General features: G+C 42.2%; 20 protein-coding genes. 12 read left to right on the top strand and 8 right to left on the bottom strand.

The genetic code is table 11. The annotated features are described in order from the left end of the window. Positions 1 to 290: 290 nt before the first annotated feature. The 4 genes from BKK48_RS03250 (at position 291) to yedF (ending at position 6,917) form a co-directional block, all read left to right on the top strand. Positions 291 to 2,339, top strand: a complete 2,049-nt coding sequence (locus BKK48_RS03250) for a YadA family autotransporter adhesin (protein WP_158074349.1) — start codon at positions 291 to 293, stop codon at positions 2,337 to 2,339. 150 nt (positions 2,340 to 2,489) lie between these two features. Beyond that, a complete protein-coding gene (gene mutS / locus BKK48_RS03255) occupies positions 2,490 to 5,075 on the top strand; it encodes a DNA mismatch repair protein MutS (RefSeq protein WP_077426755.1) in 2,586 nt (861 codons plus the stop codon). 315 nt (positions 5,076 to 5,390) lie between these two features. Then, on the top strand, positions 5,391 to 6,614 hold the full coding sequence (yedE, locus tag BKK48_RS03260; RefSeq protein ID WP_077426756.1) for a selenium metabolism membrane protein YedE/FdhT: 1,224 nt from the start codon (positions 5,391 to 5,393) through the stop codon (positions 6,612 to 6,614). Positions 6,615 to 6,647: 33 nt separating this feature from the next. Further along, a complete protein-coding gene (gene yedF / locus BKK48_RS03265) occupies positions 6,648 to 6,917 on the top strand; it encodes a sulfurtransferase-like selenium metabolism protein YedF (protein WP_005819410.1) in 270 nt (89 codons plus the stop codon). Positions 6,918 to 7,024: 107 nt separating this feature from the next. On the opposite strand, the gene BKK48_RS03270 is transcribed toward yedF, so the two are convergent. The 6 genes from BKK48_RS03270 to BKK48_RS10120 all read right to left on the bottom strand — a co-directional run bounded on the left by BKK48_RS03270 (position 7,025) and on the right by BKK48_RS10120 (position 12,365). Further along, positions 7,025 to 8,071, bottom strand: coding sequence for an extracellular solute-binding protein (locus BKK48_RS03270; RefSeq protein ID WP_077426757.1), 1,047 nt, complete (start codon positions 8,069 to 8,071; stop codon positions 7,025 to 7,027). A gap of 302 nt (positions 8,072 to 8,373) precedes the next feature. Further along, positions 8,374 to 9,708 (bottom strand): NAD(P)/FAD-dependent oxidoreductase, encoded by a 1,335-nt coding sequence (locus BKK48_RS03275; protein WP_077426758.1) that lies wholly within the window; start codon positions 9,706 to 9,708, stop codon positions 8,374 to 8,376. A 76-nt stretch (positions 9,709 to 9,784) separates the two neighbouring features. Further along, a complete protein-coding gene (locus BKK48_RS03280) occupies positions 9,785 to 10,432 on the bottom strand; it encodes an HI_0552 family protein (RefSeq protein ID WP_077426781.1) in 648 nt (215 codons plus the stop codon). Positions 10,433 to 10,485: 53 nt separating this feature from the next. Then, positions 10,486 to 11,313, bottom strand: coding sequence for a bis(5'-nucleosyl)-tetraphosphatase (symmetrical) ApaH (gene apaH / locus BKK48_RS03285; RefSeq protein ID WP_077426759.1), 828 nt, complete (start codon positions 11,311 to 11,313; stop codon positions 10,486 to 10,488). Positions 11,314 to 11,328: 15 nt separating this feature from the next. Next, complete coding sequence (gene rsmA, locus BKK48_RS03290) at positions 11,329 to 12,189, bottom strand: 16S rRNA (adenine(1518)-N(6)/adenine(1519)-N(6))-dimethyltransferase RsmA (protein ID WP_077426760.1); 861 nt, start codon at positions 12,187 to 12,189, stop codon at positions 11,329 to 11,331. Positions 12,190 to 12,233: 44 nt separating this feature from the next. Next, a complete protein-coding gene (locus BKK48_RS10120; protein WP_279625937.1) occupies positions 12,234 to 12,365 on the bottom strand; it encodes a hypothetical protein in 132 nt (43 codons plus the stop codon). Between the two features lie 26 nt (positions 12,366 to 12,391). Here BKK48_RS10120 and infA point away from each other — a divergent pair, with 26 nt between their 5' ends. The 5 genes from infA to rplI all read left to right on the top strand — a co-directional run bounded on the left by infA (position 12,392) and on the right by rplI (position 14,201). After that, positions 12,392 to 12,610: a translation initiation factor IF-1 gene (gene infA / locus BKK48_RS03295; protein WP_013746899.1), complete on the top strand. Its 219-nt coding sequence runs from the start codon at positions 12,392 to 12,394 to the stop codon at positions 12,608 to 12,610. A 193-nt stretch (positions 12,611 to 12,803) separates the two neighbouring features. Then, positions 12,804 to 13,181, top strand: coding sequence for a 30S ribosomal protein S6 (rpsF, locus tag BKK48_RS03300; protein ID WP_077426761.1), 378 nt, complete (start codon positions 12,804 to 12,806; stop codon positions 13,179 to 13,181). Next, positions 13,168 to 13,494 carry a primosomal replication protein N gene (gene priB, locus BKK48_RS03305; RefSeq protein WP_077426762.1) on the top strand — a complete coding sequence of 109 codons (327 nt, stop codon included), beginning with the start codon at positions 13,168 to 13,170 and terminating at the stop codon, positions 13,492 to 13,494. Before rpsF ends, priB begins: the two co-directional genes overlap by 14 nt. 11 nt (positions 13,495 to 13,505) lie before the next feature. Further along, positions 13,506 to 13,736 carry a 30S ribosomal protein S18 gene (gene rpsR / locus BKK48_RS03310; protein ID WP_018355466.1) on the top strand — a complete coding sequence of 77 codons (231 nt, stop codon included), beginning with the start codon at positions 13,506 to 13,508 and terminating at the stop codon, positions 13,734 to 13,736. A 15-nt stretch (positions 13,737 to 13,751) separates the two neighbouring features. Continuing rightward, positions 13,752 to 14,201: a 50S ribosomal protein L9 gene (rplI, locus tag BKK48_RS03315; RefSeq protein WP_077416733.1), complete on the top strand. Its 450-nt coding sequence runs from the start codon at positions 13,752 to 13,754 to the stop codon at positions 14,199 to 14,201. Positions 14,202 to 14,383: 182 nt separating this feature from the next. On the opposite strand, the gene BKK48_RS03320 is transcribed toward rplI, so the two are convergent. Further along, positions 14,384 to 15,436, bottom strand: a complete 1,053-nt coding sequence (locus BKK48_RS03320) for an AI-2E family transporter (RefSeq protein ID WP_077426763.1) — start codon at positions 15,434 to 15,436, stop codon at positions 14,384 to 14,386. A gap of 77 nt (positions 15,437 to 15,513) precedes the next feature. Between BKK48_RS03320 and arsC the strand changes: the two genes are divergently transcribed. The 3 genes from arsC to BKK48_RS03335 all read left to right on the top strand — a co-directional run bounded on the left by arsC (position 15,514) and on the right by BKK48_RS03335 (position 16,495). After that, positions 15,514 to 15,864 carry an arsenate reductase (glutaredoxin) gene (gene arsC / locus BKK48_RS03325; RefSeq protein ID WP_077426764.1) on the top strand — a complete coding sequence of 117 codons (351 nt, stop codon included), beginning with the start codon at positions 15,514 to 15,516 and terminating at the stop codon, positions 15,862 to 15,864. Positions 15,865 to 15,931: 67 nt separating this feature from the next. Then, positions 15,932 to 16,177, top strand: coding sequence for an alternative ribosome-rescue factor A (locus BKK48_RS03330; protein ID WP_077426765.1), 246 nt, complete (start codon positions 15,932 to 15,934; stop codon positions 16,175 to 16,177). A gap of 21 nt (positions 16,178 to 16,198) precedes the next feature. Continuing rightward, complete coding sequence (locus BKK48_RS03335) at positions 16,199 to 16,495, top strand: DUF5377 family protein (protein ID WP_077426766.1); 297 nt, start codon at positions 16,199 to 16,201, stop codon at positions 16,493 to 16,495. A gap of 63 nt (positions 16,496 to 16,558) precedes the next feature. On the opposite strand, the gene bamC is transcribed toward BKK48_RS03335, so the two are convergent. Next, positions 16,559 to 17,563, bottom strand: a complete 1,005-nt coding sequence (gene bamC / locus BKK48_RS03340; RefSeq protein WP_077426767.1) for an outer membrane protein assembly factor BamC — start codon at positions 17,561 to 17,563, stop codon at positions 16,559 to 16,561. Positions 17,564 to 17,621: the final 58 nt, after the last annotated feature.

Genomic DNA, 17,621 nt, shown 5'->3' on the forward strand with positions numbered 1-17,621 from the left:
ATGCGGATAAAGTGGCGACGGTGGGAGACATTGTGAACACGATTAACAATGTGTTCCATACAGTGAATACCACGAAGATAGCTGACCAGCTTGAATCATCTCAAGCAAATGCTTCAGGTGCGCAGGTGAAAGCAGGTGATACGGTCAACTTTGTTGCTGCGAAGAACTTAGAGATCAAACAAGATGGTCATAACATTACTTATGGTCTGGCGAAAGATATTGACGTTGGTAACATCACCGCGACCAACATTACAGTAGGTAATGTTTCGATTGGTGGTGATAAGATCACAGTGGGTAATACCACCATTACCAATGGCACTATTTCAGGGTTAAATGATCACTTAAAAGAACCTGAAAAAGTGAAAGGCGGTAACGTGACGAATGCAACGCAAACTGCACCAGTTAATATTACCGATGATCAGAAAAAAGAAGCTGCCACAGTGAATGATGTGTTGAATGCAGGCTGGAACTTAAAAGCCAATGGTGATGCCGTTGATGCGGTGACACATGGTAATAATGTTGATTTTACAAGTGACGATGGTTCGGTCACGATCAACGCAACAACGGATGGCTCTACCTCAAAACTTGATTTTAAAGTCAATGCGAAAGCCGTGATAGATCAAGTGACCGGTAATATCTCAGCGAACCAAACAGGTCAAGCCGTTGCAAATACCACAAATGGTACAGTGGCAACCGTGACGGATGTAGCGAACACAATCAATCAATCAGGTTGGATTACAAACGGTAAAGACGCTCAGGGTAAGGATGTATCCACGATCGTTAATCCTGGTGATATCGTGAATTACGTCGATGGTAATGGCACAACGGCTAATGTGACGATTACTAAAGGCGAAAACGGTAAGCCAGATACTGTGAATGTGAGCTACGATGTTAAAGCGGCTGATGAGACCATTAAAGTGACACCGGAGGGTGTTTCGGTAAATATCACAACGGGTAATGTTAACTCGAATGGTAATGTATCGGTTGATAATGGTGATTTAATCTTAAATGCATCGAAAGTAGCAGATTTGATTAATGGCGCATTCCATACGGTAAATGCAACTAACAGCGATGATCAAATTAAAGCAGGTAATGGTACAACAACTGTGAAAGCAGGTGATACACTGAACTTTGTTGCAGGTAAAAACTTGGTGGTGAACCAAACCAATAACACTATTGCCTTTGGTTTAGCGCAAGATATTAATGTGACTAACATCACTGCAAATGGTTCGATCACTGTGGGTAATACAACGATTAACAACGGCGTGATTACCAACTTAACGAACAACTTGCCGGATACGTACAACAAGGATGAGTACAACACAGAGAATAAGCCTGTGACGACGGAACAATCGTTACCATCGAACTTGACCATCACCAATGGTGCGACAGTAGGCGATATTCTGAACTCAGGTTGGAACTTACAAGGTAATGGTGTAGCGAAAGACTTTGTGAAACCGTATGACACGGTGAACTTCGCAAATGGTAATGGTACGACAGTGACGGTTACAACAACGCCAAACGGTTCGACATCAACGATTAAAGTGGATATTGCAACCGATGGTAATACCATTACAATTGATCCGAACGGTAAGATCTCGGCGAATACAACGGATATTGTGACAAATCCAAATGGTACAGTGAGCATTCCGTCAACCGGAAACGGTGGCAACTTGGTGAATGGTACAACAGTGGTTAATGCAATTAACAGTGCATCTCACACCATTAAATCGGGTAATTCCGGTGAACAGGTTGTGAAAAACGAAGCGTCAGCTAAAGTGAGTCCAGGTAAAACCGTAACCTATAATGCAGGTAAAAACTTAGTTGCTAGCATCACTGATGATGCGAATGGTGGTAGCACTGTGAACTATGGTCTAGCGACAGATATTTCAGTCAACAGTGTTCAAGTTGGTGGAAATACTGGTCCTGTGATCACCGGTGATACTAACGGCAACGTGTGGATTGGTAAACCTGATGCAAATGGTAATCTTGCTCCTACGCAAATTAAAAATGTTGCGCCGGGTACTGATCCTACTGATGCGGTGAACGTTAGCCAGTTAAAAGGTGTTGCAAATAACATTAACAACCGTATTAACAAAGTAGGTAAAGAAGCCCGTGGTGGTATCGCAGGTTCCAATGCGGCGGCAAGCCTTCCACAAGTTTACCTACCGGGTAAATCAATGGTGGCAGCTTCTGCAGGTACCTTCAAAGGTGAAAATGCCTTAGCGGTTGGTTATTCACGCGCAAGTGATAACGGTAAACTTATCTTGAAACTTCAAGGTAACGCGAACAGCCAAGGTGATGTGGGTGCCGGTGTAGGTATCGGTTACCAATGGTAATCTAACCATCACAATATAAAATTGAAAACCCGACTTCGGTCGGGTTTTTTATTGCACGCTCATATCTTGCCATTTAAAATAACCGACATTAAAACTGCTATTTTTCGGTGAATTTTGCCGTCTATTCTCTTATCAAAAACAGGTAACTCAATGATTTCAGAAGATAATTTCTCTCAGCATACGCCCATGATGAAACAATATCTTAAGCTTAAAGCAGAAAATCCGGATATTTTGCTGTTTTATCGTATGGGGGATTTCTATGAGCTGTTTTATGATGATGCGAAAAAAGCGGCAACGTTGTTGGATATTTCTCTCACTAAACGGGGGCAATCGGCGGGTGAGCCTATTCCGATGGCAGGGGTGCCTTATCATGCAGTTGAGGGCTATTTGGCGAAATTGGTGGCATTGGGCGAGCCGGTGGCGATTTGCGAGCAAGTGGGCGATCCGGCAACGAGCAAGGGGCCGGTGGAGCGCCAAATTGTGCGTATTGTCACTCCGGGAACAGTGAGTGATGAAGCCTTATTGCCTGAACGCCAAGACAATTTAATTGCCGCTGTTTATCAAGAAAAAGAGAAATTTGGTTTAGCCACATTGGATATGACATCAGGGCTTTTTCAACTGTGCGAACCGGAAAATAAAGAAAGTTTGCGTGCGGAATTACAACGCATTTCACCAGTGGAATTACTTTATTGTGAAGATTTTAGTGATATGGCGATCATCGAACATTGTAAAGGGCTACGCCGCCGCCCCATTTGGGAATTTGAATTGGGTACGGCAATTAATTTGTTGAACCGTCAATTCGGCACTAAAGATTTGCGTGCCTTTGGGGTAGAAAAATCTCCGCTTGGTTTGAGTGCAGCCGGTTGTTTATTGCAATATGCTAAAGAAACCCAACGCACCGCATTGCCTCATATTCAGCGTATCAGTGTGATCCAAAATCAAGATTATATTCAATTGGATGCTGCCACAAGACGCAATTTAGAACTCACCCAAAATCTTGCCGGCGGGACGGAGAATACCCTTGCTTCCGTATTGGATAAATGTGTGACGCCAATGGGAAGCCGTTTGCTTAAACGTTGGATTCACCAGCCGATCCGCAATACTGAAAAGCTACGCCAACGCCAGCAGGCGATTGCAGAAATTTTAAATTTTGATCTAGTGGATGAATTACAACCTTATTTAAAACAAGTGGGGGATATGGAACGCATTTTAGCCCGTGTGGCGTTGCGTTCGGCCCGTCCAAGGGATCTCACCCGTTTGCGCAGTGCATTAGAACAACTCCCCGAGTTACGCTCTATTATCGAACAAAAAACACCACCGTTTTTGATCGCACTTTTTAATCAAATCGCTGATTTTTCTGAGCAGTGTGAGCTGCTTCAACGTGCCATTATTGAAACCCCGCCGCTTTTGATTCGTGATGGTGGGGTGATTGCACCGGGATATCATGCGGAATTGGACGAATGGCGAACGCTGTCTGATGGGGCAACCCAGTATTTAGAAAATTTGGAAAAACGTGAACGGAAAAACACGGGGATCGACACCTTAAAAATCGGTTTCAATGCAGTTCATGGTTATTATATTCAAATTAGCCAAGGGCAAGCCCACAAAGCGCCAATTCATTATGTGCGCCGTCAAACCTTAAAAAATGCAGAACGCTACATTATCCCGGAATTGAAAGAATATGAAGATAAAGTGCTGAAATCCAAAGGAGCGGCCTTGGCGTTGGAAAAACAGCTTTATGAGGAATTATTCGATCTGCTCCTCCCTCATTTGAGCGCATTGCAATTGGCAAGCCTTGCCTTATCGGAATTAGATGTGTTGGTGAATTTGGCAGAACGAGCCGATCGATTAAATTATGTCATGCCCACCTTCTGCGATGAAATCAGTATGAGCATTGAAAACGGTCGTCATCCAGTGGTGGAACAGGTGTTAAAAGATCCTTTTATCGCTAATCCGGTTGAACTGAATCACAATCGTCATTTGCTTATCATTACCGGCCCGAATATGGGGGGGAAAAGTACCTATATGCGCCAAACTGCATTGATTGCGTTAATGGCGTATATAGGGAGTTTTGTTCCGGCTGATCAGGCCAAAATCGGGCCGATTGATCGTATTTTCACCCGTATTGGCGCCTCTGATGATTTGGCTTCCGGCCGTTCTACTTTTATGGTGGAAATGACGGAAATGGCGAATATTCTCCATCAAGCCAGCGCACAAAGTTTGGTTTTAATTGATGAGATAGGAAGAGGCACGTCCACCTATGACGGGCTTTCTTTGGCTTGGGCCTGTGCGGAATGGCTGGCGAAAAAGATCCGTTCGCTCACCCTCTTTGCCACCCATTATTTTGAATTAACCGCTTTGCCGGAACAATTTGCCGGCATTGTGAACGTGCATTTAGATGCCCTTGAACATAACAACACCATTGCCTTTATGCACAGTGTCCAAGAAGGGGCCGCAAGCAAAAGCTATGGTTTGGCCGTTGCCGCTTTAGCCGGCTTGCCGCAACAGGTGATTAAACTGGCGAAACAAAAATTAACGCAATTAGAAAAAATATCGGGTCATGCTGCCGATCAACAAATTCAAGCCTTGCGGGAAGCTCATCAACACCAAGGCGAACTTGCCTTTGAACAAGAAACCGATGCACTGCGTGCCGCCATTGAAAATCTTGATCCTGATGAATTAAGCCCTAAACAGGCATTGGCGTATTTGTATCAATTAAAGAAAATGGTGCATTAAAAAACACCAAGAAAAATGACCGCACTTTATTCCGGTTTACCCGGTGCGATGGTATCGCTATATCACTAAATTTCACGGTTTGTGAAAGGGCGATATCCTATCTTCCCAACCTCTAAAGTGCGGTCAATTTTTAAGGTGTTTTCAGTTTGCCTTTCTTTCAGCCTTTGTTTATACTTTGTTCGTTTTAAGCGCATTTTCATTGATATATCGCAAGTTTGTGTATAGGAAATGAACAAGTCTGATTGTTTTCAATTCTATTTTTCATCATATACCTCTGCTTGCAAATCGTTAACTTTCTTAAGGAATTAGGAACTTATGTTAGAGATTTGGCAACAATTTAAACAAGACTATCTGATCAAATATTGGAATCCTGTGGCTGCGGTGATCGCAGCGGGGTTACTTTCGGCCTATTATTTTGGTATCACCGGCACCTATTGGGCGGTAACCGGAGAATTTACCCGTTGGGGAGGCCATGCATTACAATCCCTTGGTATTGATGTGAGCCAATGGAGTTATTACAAAATCATTGGTATGGATGGCACTATTTTCACCCGTATTGATGGTGTGATGATTTTGGGGATGTTCGCCGGCTGTATTTCAGCTGCCCTTTGGGCCAATAATGTGAAATGGCGTAACCAACCACACAAACGCCGTATCGTCCAAGCCTTAATCGGTGGGGCATTAGCCGGTTTTGGTGCTCGCCTTGCCATGGGCTGTAACCTTGCTTCCCTTTTCACCGGTATTCCGCAATTTTCTGTGCATGCTTGGTTTTTCACCATTGCAACGGCAATCGGCACCTATGTAGGGGTGAAATTCACCTTACTGCCGATGTTTCGGGTTAAATTGGAATTGAAAAAAGGGGCAGCGAAATTACAAGAAAGTGATCCTAAGCAAGCGGCCCGCCGTTTTCGCATCGGCATGGTGATTTTCCTTGCTTATTTAGCGGCCTCTCTCTATGTGATGCAATCTTCACTCAAATTGGGCTTTGCTATGCTTTGCGGGTTAATTTTCGGCTTATTAATTGAGCGTGCGCAAATTTGTTTTACCTCGGCTTTCCGAGATCTCTGGGTAACCGGCCGTGCTTATATGGCGAAAGCCATTATTTTCGGGATTATCGTTGGGACGATTGGGGTCTTTTCTTATATTCAATTAGGCGTTTCACCGAAAATTATGTGGGCAGGCCCTAATGCGATTGTGGGCGGCTTATTATTCGGTTTTGGTATCGTTCTTGCCGGGGGCTGTGAAACCGGTTGGATGTATCGTTCAATGGAAGGGCAAGTCCACTTTATGTGGGTAGGTGTCGGCAATGTGGTGGGGTCAACCTACTTGGCGTATGTTTGGGACGATATTGCACCGGCGCTTGCCCTTGATTATGAAAAGCTCAATCTACTGAAATCCTTCGGGCCGGTAGGGGGATTATTAGTGAACTATGGTTTATTGATCCTCTGTTTAATCGCTGTGGTGTGGTGGGAGCGCCGTTTCCTTGCCAAAGCGAAAGCAAAAATAGCAGCAAGCACAAAACAATCTTGTGGTTGTTAATTCTTCTTCATTCATCAACAAAAGGAAATTATTATGGCATTTACTGTTGTTCAAAAATTGGATAAAGATCCAAAAGAGATTACGCCGGATTACACATTAGATACCTTAGGCGAGCCTTGCCCTTATCCGGCGATCGTGATGTTGGAAACCATGCCACAGCTTCAAAAAGGGGAAATTTTGGAATTATTAAGTGATTGTGCACAATCCATCAATAATATTCCGGTGGATACGAAAAATCATGGTTATACGTTGCTTAGTGTTGAGCAAGATGGAACGAAGTTGAGATATTTGATCCAGCGATAACACTGAGAAGAGAAACCGCACATCGATCTGCACCCCAAAAGTGGGAGGACAATCCACTGCTTAAGGTGCAGCTCGTTTTTGTGCGGTTTAGTGGGTTAAGCCCAATATTATTGAGCGGCTTTTAATTTTTGATAATAGCCTTCATAAAGTTCAATGGCATCATCTACATCCAGTTGCCATTGGCTTCGGTTGATCACCTCTTGGCTGATAAAGGTGGCTTGATCCTCCGTCAGTTCTTTCGGTAAGCGTTTCAACGCTTTAAGATTAGAAGTGGGATAGCCGATTTCTAAGGTGAGCTTTTCTGCTACATCAGCGCTTAATAGATAATTAATCAGTTTATGCGCCCCCTCCACATTTTTTGCAGTTTTCGGAATGGCTAAATTATCAATCCAAAGCATGGTGCCTTCTTTCGGGTAAACCATGTCGATTTTTGCCCCTTCATTTTTGGCAATGCGGACAGAACCATTCCACAGCAAGCCCACTTCTGTTTCGCCTGAAATAAAACTGCTGGACGGATTATCCGAATTAAATGCCAAGATATTGCCACGCAATTTGAGCAATTCTTGATAAGCTTCTTCCAATACTTTTGGATCTTGTGTATTCGGGTCTTTGTTCATTTTTAGCAGGGCAATATTGAACAATTCTCTTGGGTCATCCAGCATTTGTAATCGCCCTTTAAACTCCGGCGCCCAGAGCGCTCCCCAAGATTGAAATTTAGCGGGATTTTGAGTTTCCGTGTTATAGGCAATGCCTGTTGCGCCGAAGAGTTGTGGTAATGAATAACGGTTGCCTTTATCGAAGGCTCTATCCAACATATTAGGATCTAATTCTTTGATGACGGGCAGTTTTTTGTGATCTAATGGTTTCAGCATCCCTTCCCGTATCATTTTGGAAACAAAATAGCTGGTTGGCGCAATCACATCATAACTGCTGTTTTCACCCTGCGTTTTCAGTTTGGCATACATGGTTTCGTTTGATTCCAAACTGGACACAATGACTTTAATGCCGGTTTCTTTGGTGAAATTATCCAGCAACCCCTCGGGTACATATTCACTCCAAGTATAGAGATAAACCGTATTGTCATTTGCGTTGGCAGTATGGTGAACACCGAGTAAAAACACACTTGAACTAAAAAGTGCGGTTAATTTTTTCATTATTTTTATTCTCCTTGTTACAGAAAATAAAACCTGATCTCCTCAGTAGGAAGATCGCCACACTCAAAGAGGGAAGAACCTTAGTATTTGAGGCCAAATGATTGTAGGAAAACGTCCTAGAGTTTCAACATTTTTTTGACATTTTCTGCCTTTGGGCATGGGAAATAAGGAGAGGTCTGATGAGGTGGGGTTAAGGAAAACGAAATCATTCCTGCACGCAATAAAAAAATCTGCACCTTAATGAGAGGGTATTTCCCTCACCTTTAAGATGCAGATGATTTTTACCGTTTTTTGCTTGTCAATTAATGTAGTTTCAATCTCGGTTTTAAATAGCGGTTAATTTTATCGACTAAAATAATCAAACCGATTTTAATACAGCCGTGCAACGCATGTTGATGCATCCGATAAAGCGAAACATAAGCAAATTGTGCAAATTTACCATGTACAGTTAATGGGTTTTTGCCAAATTTATTGGTTAAACTGCCCAATGCAGTGAAACTGGAAAGTGAAACCAAGGTTCCTTTATCATTATATTTAAAAGCTTTTAAGGGTTTGTTTTCAAAAATCGCAAATATATTTTTGGCACAGGCCTTCGCCATTTGGTGGGCGGCTTGAGCACGAGGTGGCACTAATTTTCCGTTTTCTTGGGTGAGTGCAGCGCAATCCCCAATGGCAAAAATGCTGTCATCTACCGTGGTTTGCAAGGTGTCTTTCACCACCAATTGATTGATACGGTTGATTTCTAGGCCGTCAAAGTTTTGCGTGACTTTTGATGTTCTCACCCCGGCTGCCCAAACGATAAGATCGGCTTTGATTTCATCCCCTTCTTTTGTGATGAGTGTATTGGGCTGGGCTTCTGTTATCATGGTGTTGAGTTTAACATTTGCCCCCATATCATGAAGTTCTTCTAAAACAGCGGCAGATAAGCTTTCTGGTAGGGCGGGTAATAAACGATCGCCTGCTTCAACGAGGGTGACTTGTAAGCAATCACTGTCAATTTTTCCATAGCCGTAAGAAGAGAGATCCTCGGCGGCATGGTAAAGCTCTGCGGTTAGTTCCACCCCTGTCGCACCGCCGCCAACAATGGCGATGTTGACTTTATTTTCATCCACCAGTTTTTGTTTTGATTCTTCTTCACCAATGTCATCTAATACACGGTTTTCAGAAAACTTCAAAAAGAGTTCCAACATTTTATGTTGGAAACGCAGGGCTTGATCGGAACTGTCTAAGAAAATCGCATTGTCTGCTACACCTTTGGTGTTGAAATCGTTCGATTTACTGCCAATCGCCACCACTAGATAATCGTAAGGAATACGACGGGCAATGACTAACATATCGCCCTCTTGGCCATAAATCGGGGCTAATTCCACATATTTTTGTTCACGGTTGATTCGTGTAATTGAGCCTTGTTCAAAGCTAAAATAATGGTTTTTACCATGGGCACGGTAACTTAGTGAATCCACTCCATCATCCATCACACCGGTGGCAATTTCATGTAATAACGGTTTCCAAAGATGGGTCGCATTGCGATCAACGAGGGTGACTTTGGCTTGTTGTTTACGCCCAAGTTTATCCCCTAAAAAAGTGGCTAATTCAATACCGCCGGCACCGCCGCCAACGATGACGATGTTTTTCATAAAGTTCTCCTAAAATGATTAAATTCTAAAAAATATTAAATTAATGTAATGATAACATAGGGATAGCAATAAATCATTACCCATTAGGGAGGGGAAATCCGTCTTGATGTAGATGTTCATACAAGGGGGTAAGCGCTAAAATCGTTTGCGTGATAAAGTCCACCGGGTTTACTTCGGATAATTGATTTTTTTCAATCTTTTTACCGATACACCAAAAATCCTTATCGTGACGCAAGGTTAAATCATCTTGCGAAAATTGAGCAACTTGTCGGAAATCTGCATACTCGCTTTCATCCCCTCGCCATAAATCAAATTGTGCAAAGCGTGAAAAATCAAAATTTTCTAACCATTGATTATATTGCCACACATGAATGGGTGAGCGATCTGCACGGTAACAATGCCAATCCAAACTCACCAAAAGACGTCGACGATTTAATAAAACGGAAAAGATAGCGGCTGAATTTTGATGAAATTCATATTTAAAAAAAGCAAAAAAGTGGGCGCGCACTTGCCACCCGTTTGTCCAACTTTCAATATGAGGTGGGGCAAAGGGCGTTCCAAGTTGGTGAGATACGGCCTGAATAATCTTTTTCCAATTGTCCCATTCCGCTTTATAGCGTGCTTTGATCATCGGAATCTCTTCAGGACAAAGTTTCTTCATTTGGGCAAATTGAAAAAATGGGCGATTAAAAAGATCACAAGATGTTTCGGATAAGCTGAGCATTGTTAAGGTATCGTAAGAAAAATAAGTTGGGGTGCTATCTTTGCACTCCTTCATTAAAAATCACAGTAATTTTTGACCGCACTTTGGCTGAAACACTGCTTATCTTCCCAACGTAACAGGGTCATTCGATTGTTCCACACACAGCCGGTATCGAGGGCGTAAATATTCGGTGGGGTGGGTTCATCGACCAAACTGGCCCAATGGCCAAAAATAATGGGGATTTGTTGATAAAGCGGATTATCCAAATTAAACCAAGGGGTTAGCTCTGCCGGCGCTTCTTTAGGCGGCTGTTTGCAAGCAAAATCCAAGCGGTGATCCCAATAGCAAAAACGCATACGGGTAAACACATTGATCGTATAACGCCAGCGTTCAATACCTTGTAGGTTCGGCGACCAGCGTTCCGGTTGATTGTCATACATTTGTGAAATCAGGTTTTTTATATCACCTTGTTGTAAGATCGTTTCGACTTCTTTTGCACAGGTTTTCGCCGTTGCCAAATCCCAGTCTGGGGAAATGCCTGCATGCACCATCACAAACCCTTGACTTTCGTTGTGGACTAATAAGGGTTGATGGCGCAACCAATCGATCAGCTCTTCAAAATCCGGCGCATTAAAAATCGCTTCCACTCGATCACGAGGCTTCACTTTCTTGATACCAAGTGCGGTCGAAATTAAATGCAAATCGTGATTGCCTAACACGGTTTGAGCCGCATTACCTAAGGATTTGACAAAACGTAAACATTCTAGGGATTTATCGCCCCGTGCCACTAAATCGCCCACAAGATAAAGTTTATCTTGCGTAGGATTGAACTGAACACGATCTAATAAAAGCTGAAGTTCATCAAAACAGCCTTGTAAATCACCGACAAAATAAGTTGCCATAGTACTGCTCTTTAATTAATCATCCATATCAATGATATCAGGCTTCGCCATTTCTTCAGGTGGGTTATCTGATAACCAATTCGCTAAACGGGCATAATCCGCAATAGTGAGATTTTCTGCTCGGGCATTTAAATCAATACCAAGCGCAGTCAAATTTTCAGGCGAAAAGAGCGTTGAAAGCGCATTGCGTAACGTCTTACGACGTTGATTAAAAGCTTGGGAACAAACACGATTAAGCCAATATAAATCCTTCACCGGATGAGGCAAGGTGGTATGAGGAACAAGACGAACCACTGCCGAATCCACTTTGGGTGCAGGTTTAAAGGCAGTTGGCGGTACTTCTAACACCGGCATCACTTGGCAAAAATACTGCGCCATAATGGTTAATCGCCCGTAGGCTTTACTGTTTGGTGCAGCACACAGACGTTTCACCACTTCTTTTTGGAGCATAAAGTGCATATCTTGAATGAGGTGATGATACTGAAATAAATGAAACATCAAAGGCGTAGAAATGTTATAAGGCAAATTACCGAATACCCGTAACTTTTGTTTGGGGGATTGGGTTTGTTCTTCGTAAAGTTGTGCAAAATTAAATTGCATCGCATCGGTTTCAATGACCGTTAATTTTTGATGCAAAAAAGGGTGGTGGCGTAAGCGTTCAGCCAAATCACGGTCAAGTTCAACTACGGTTAAATGATCGACTAGCTCGCCAACCGGTTCGGTTAAGGCACCAAGCCCGGGGCCGATTTCAACTAAAAATTGGTCTTTTTGGGGATAAATTGCCGCCACAATATTTTGAATCACATTGTTATCGTGCAAAAAATTTTGTCCGAAACGTTTACGGGCGGTATGTCCTAAGTGTTTTTTTGAATTCATTATCGTCACTTTCCTGTTAAAGTGCGGTTATTATAGAGCCTGTTTTAGGTTTGTAAATCGTTGCGAACGCCGACTAAATTGACTTTTTTCTGTTCAATTTTATTTTCATCTTTCGCATAAGCCCAAAAACCGCTATAATCCGCGGGTTTTTCAAGATTGACCCAAAGTGCGGTCATAAACTCCATTATTTTTAGAGGATGCCATGGCAAAAGAAGATAGCATTGAAATGCAAGGGACCATTTTGGAAACCTTACCCAATACCATGTTTCGTGTGGAATTAGAAAACGGTCATGTGGTGACCGCGCATATTTCAGGCAAAATGCGTAAAAACTATATTCGTATTTTAACCGGCGATAAAGTTACCGTGGAAATGACCCCTTATGATTTAAGCAAAGGGCGAATCGTTTTCCGTAGCCGTTAATGTTGATTTGAATACCGTAAAAAGCCGATTGTTTATCGGCTTTCTTTTTGTCTAAAAACACCTCAAGTCTATTGCGGAAAGTAAAATTTTCTGTATAATCCGCAACCCTTAGCCACATTGAATTTTCGTTCCTTGCCTTTGCAGATTGGTGGCTAATCTCCGTCAAAGGCTGATTAACCCGTAAGGAGCAGTCATGCGTCACTACGAAATCGTGTTTATGGTTCATCCGGACCAAAGCGAGCAAGTACCAGGTATGATTGAACGTTACACTGGCTCTGTGAAAGCAGCCGGTGGTCAAGTTCATCGCCTAGAAGATTGGGGTCGTCGCCAATTAGCGTACCCAATTAACAAATTACACAAAGCACATTATGTGCTTATGAATGTAGAAGCGCCTCAACAAGTCATCGACGAGCTAGAAACGACTTTCCGTTATAACGATGCTGTATTACGCAGTCTTGTTATTCATACTAAGCACGCCGTAACAGAAGCGTCCCCAATGGTTAAAGCTAAAGATGATCGTAAAGTTTTAACTGAAGTTGAAAACAACGATTTTGAGGATGCTGAAGAGTAATTCAACCATTGATAATCGTTTTTCGTTAGTGGGGGTTGTCACTCAGTTACCGAAACGATTTAAAAGCCCAAGCGGGATTGAGCATTGTCAATTTTGGTTAGAGCATCGTTCTGAAAAAATCGAAACCGACTTACCACGTCAAGCGTGGTTAAAAATGCCCATTCAAGTGAGTGGTAATCAATTAGTAGAGAAAACTCAAAGCATTACGGTCGGCAGTCAGCTATTGATTGTGGGTTTTATTAGCTCACATCGAACCTCAAAAGGTTTAAATCAATTAGTATTACATGCCGAGCAAATCGAATTTATAGATTAGGAGACAGCCAAATGGCACGTTATTTCCGTCGTCGTAAGTTCTGCCGTTTCACAGCGGAAAATGTTGTTGAAATCGATTACAAAGATATCGCTACATTAAAGAACTACATTTCTGAAAGCGGCAAAATTGTACCAAGCCGTATTACCGGTACTCGTGCGAAGTACCAACGTCAATTAGCTCGTGCGATCAAACGTGCGCGTTATTTAGCGTTATTACCTTACTCTGATGCACATCATCATTAATAAGGAGAAGGTCGAATGCAAGTTATTCTTTTAGATAAAATCGTTCACCTCGGTAACGTAGGTGATCAAGTTGATGTTAAATCAGGTTTTGCCCGTAACTTCTTGATCCCACAGGGTAAAGCAGTAATGGCAACGAAAGCAAACATCGAGCACTTTGAAGCACGTCGTGCCGAATTAGAAGAAAAAGCAGCAAAAGCATTAGCCGCTGCCGTTGACCGTGCAGAACGCTTAGAAGCTCTTGGTTCTGTAACCATTGCATCTAAAGCAGGTGATGAAGGTCGTTTATTCGGTGCGATTACAACACGAGATGTGGCTGAAGCCGTAGTCGCAGCCGGTGTTGAGATTGCGAAAAGCGAAGTGCGTTTACCAAATGGTCCAATCCGTACGCTTGGTGAACACGATGTTCGTTTTCAACTCCATGGTGAAGTATTCGCATCATTAAATGTTATTGTTGTTGCGGAATAATTGATCCATAAATATCAAATGAAAAGTGTTTATAATATTAAAAACCTCTAACCTTAGGTTAGAGGTTTTTTATCGTTAGAACATTCTGATGTTTCTGTTCCGATGAAGTGATTTTAAGGATAATCCCTAAAGAGCGGTCATTTTTAGGGATGTTTTTGAGCTTTCTTTTTTCCTCTTTTCTCTCACTCCCCTTCAGGTAAGGCATTGATGACGGCTTTTACCAGTGTTGCCAGGGGAATGGCAAAAAATACGCCCCAAAATCCCCATAATCCACCAAAAATCAGTACAGAGATGATGATGATAAGTGGGTGTAAGTTAACCGCTTCAGAGAATAAATAAGGCACCAGCAAATTACCGTCTAAGAGTTGGCTGACAGCAAAGGCGATGATGATCGACCAAAAGGTTGGGCTAATACCAAATTGAAAGAGGGCAACCAGTGCCACTGGAATGGTTACTAATACGGCCCCAATGTAGGGAACCAATACAGAAAGCCCCACTGCTACGGATAATAAGAGGGGATAATTTAAGCCAAAAATAAGGAAGATGACATAGGTGACTAAGGTGACAATCACAATTTCCAGTAATTTTCCATGAATGTAATTGGCAATTTGTTGTTGCATTTCCGTCCAAACTTTGAATGCAAGGTGGCGATTACGGGGTAAAAAACGGCTGACGCCGAGTAGAAGCTCACGTTTATCCTTCAACATAAAAAACATCATTAATGGCACTAAAAACGCATAAATGCCCAGTGAAACCAGGTTCATAATCGATGTTAATGAAAGTTTGACGGCGGATTCCCCAAAGCCTAGAATTTTTTCACGCACGCCATTAAAAATGGCATCAACCATGGAATAGTCGATCAATTCCGGATAATCTTCCGGTAAGCTCAGTAGCCATTCATTAAGTTGATTAAACATGGCTGGGAGATCACTTAACAGGGAAATGGTTTGGTTCCAAAGTATCGGGATCAAGACCAAAAAGAAAACCATCGCCACGCCAATAAATCCACCAAAAATGAGGATTGTCGCCAACATTCTCGGTAATTTTAGCTGTTTGGTGAGAAAATTAATCGGCATTTCCAATAAATAGGCAAGGACAATGGCGATAAGTAATGGGGCGATGAGATCACCAAAAAAATAAATGGCAACAAAGCCAAAAAGCAAAATGGCGACTAATCCCATCGCTTGTGGATCACCCAAACGGCGGGCATACCAACTTTTCAACATTTCTAACATAATCAATATCCAAGTGAGAATTTTTCGCCATTATAAGTTAAAATTTTATCCAGTTATAGCCAACCAAAGGAAATTCTATGTCTGTGATGATTTATCATAATCCCCGTTGTTCTAAGAGCCGGGAAACGCTGGCGTTACTCGAAGCGCAGGGTATTCAGCCGACTATTGAACTTTATTTGCAAAAACATTATTCCGTTGATGAATTAAAACAACTTGCCGATAAGCTAGGTATTAGCGATGTTCGCCAAATGATGCGGGTGAAAGATGAACTTTACCGTTCTCTTCATCTTGATCGGGCTGAATTAACGGCAGAGGAATTATTCAGTGCAATAAGCCAACATTCCGCTTTGCTTGAACGCCCTATTGTGGTGAAGGGAGAGAAAGCAAAAATTGGCCGACCGCCGGAAAATGTGTTGGCGATTTTGTAATTTTGCCGTTTATGCGTATAATACGCCGCCGTGAAATTGACTTCACGGCTTTTTAAAGGAAAAAATAATGACAAAAAAACAAAAAAGTGCGGTTGAAAATCAAACCGTTTATCAGCACACAAAAGGTGTGGTGAAAGAAAATGCGATAATGGCCTTGTTGCATGATAAATTATTTCGCCAGCGAGTTGAGAAAAAGCGTAAAGGAAAAGGCAGCTATCAACGTAAAGCAAAACATATGGGGAAATATTTTGAAAAGCCCGATTATAAAATTTTTGATTTCAGAAACTTTATAATCGGGTTTTTCTTAAAGTAAAAAGCGCAATAAGAGGTAAATATGTCAAATAAAACAGAAACGTTATTCAATACTACATGGAATGTCCGTATCAGTGATCCCGGTGAAGAAGGGGCGCACAGTCATTTTTTTGAAACCGTTTATTTAACCCTAACTGCTCATTTTGAAGAAAGCGGTATTCGTTATGAATTTATACGAAGAGTTGAAGATCAAGTGAAAATTCAACGCTCATTTAAAGAGTTAACAGAACTCTTTAAGTTTTTAGGGGATTATTTAGATGCCGTATCCCTTGGCGTATTGGGCGTGAAAATTGGCAACCTTGGCGTGAAAGTGGAATAGTTTTTATACTCGGAAAGCAAAGTGCGGTTGAAATTCTGTGAGAAAATCAACCGCACTTTTGTTTTATTGGGCAAGCAATGTGCTGAGGGCTTGGTAAATCCCTTGTGCTTGTTCACCACTTAATGCCTTATTTTCCTCATCAGTAATGACCACGGCGCTTTGTTTACCGATGGCAGAGATTTGCATAAAGTAAGTGCCTTTTTCTATCTCCGGTTCATTCACCCCTAAACGAAGCCAATCTTCCTTATCTAACGGTGAATATTTTAATTCACGCTGCCCACGGCCGATTGTTTCTGATTTAATATCAAACCCGACTTTCGGTAGGGCTGAGGCTAATTTTACCCAGGCCTGTTCGAAACTTGCATTCATTCCTAATGCGGTTCTCCCATTGGTATCGGTGATTAATCCGGACTGGAATGGCCCTACTGCGGCATTGTTGAGGTCTTGTTGCTGTGCGTGATAAGCATTGGTTAGCTCTGAAACAAAGCGATTTAAACGGCTTGATGTGTAACGTTGTTTTTCAGCGACACTTGGCGTGAAGATGATTCCATCACGGCGCATTTGTTTTATGGATACCGCCAACGCACTGGCATCACGGGCAGAAACCTGCTCTACTTGATATTGAATTTCCGTATTGGCTTTGTCATCAACTCGTCCGGTATTGTGCCAATCTGTGGTCAATATCTCGCCATTGATGGTGGAGTTAATGTTTTCTTCTTTTAGCAGGCGTTGGATCTGTTGCAGGTTATACAATGAGGCTTGCTTATCGGAATAGACAATTAACGCCCGCTCACCATCAAATTGGGTTAGTGAATCTTTAATAATTGCTAAAGGGGTTGATGGGGGGCGAATATCCACATTTGCCCCTTTTTGAAGGTTGATATTCGGTAATTCATAGGTTGCATCTTGTTTTGGCAAATTCACCCCACCGCTTGCCAGTGGCGTAAAACTTGGGAGGGAAACGTCCGATTTTTGATAGGTATCGTTTGCACTTTGTAATGTTTCAGGGTCTGTTGAACAGCCTGATAACAGAGCGACTGTCATTAACCCTAAGCGCATTTTTTTCATTGGGAAATCCTTAAAAATAAATAAAAAATTCACTGCACTTTTACAACACAATCTGACA

The sequence above is a fragment of the Rodentibacter heidelbergensis genome (genome assembly GCF_002000125.1).
GTDB lineage: Bacteria > Pseudomonadota > Gammaproteobacteria > Enterobacterales > Pasteurellaceae > Rodentibacter > Rodentibacter heidelbergensis.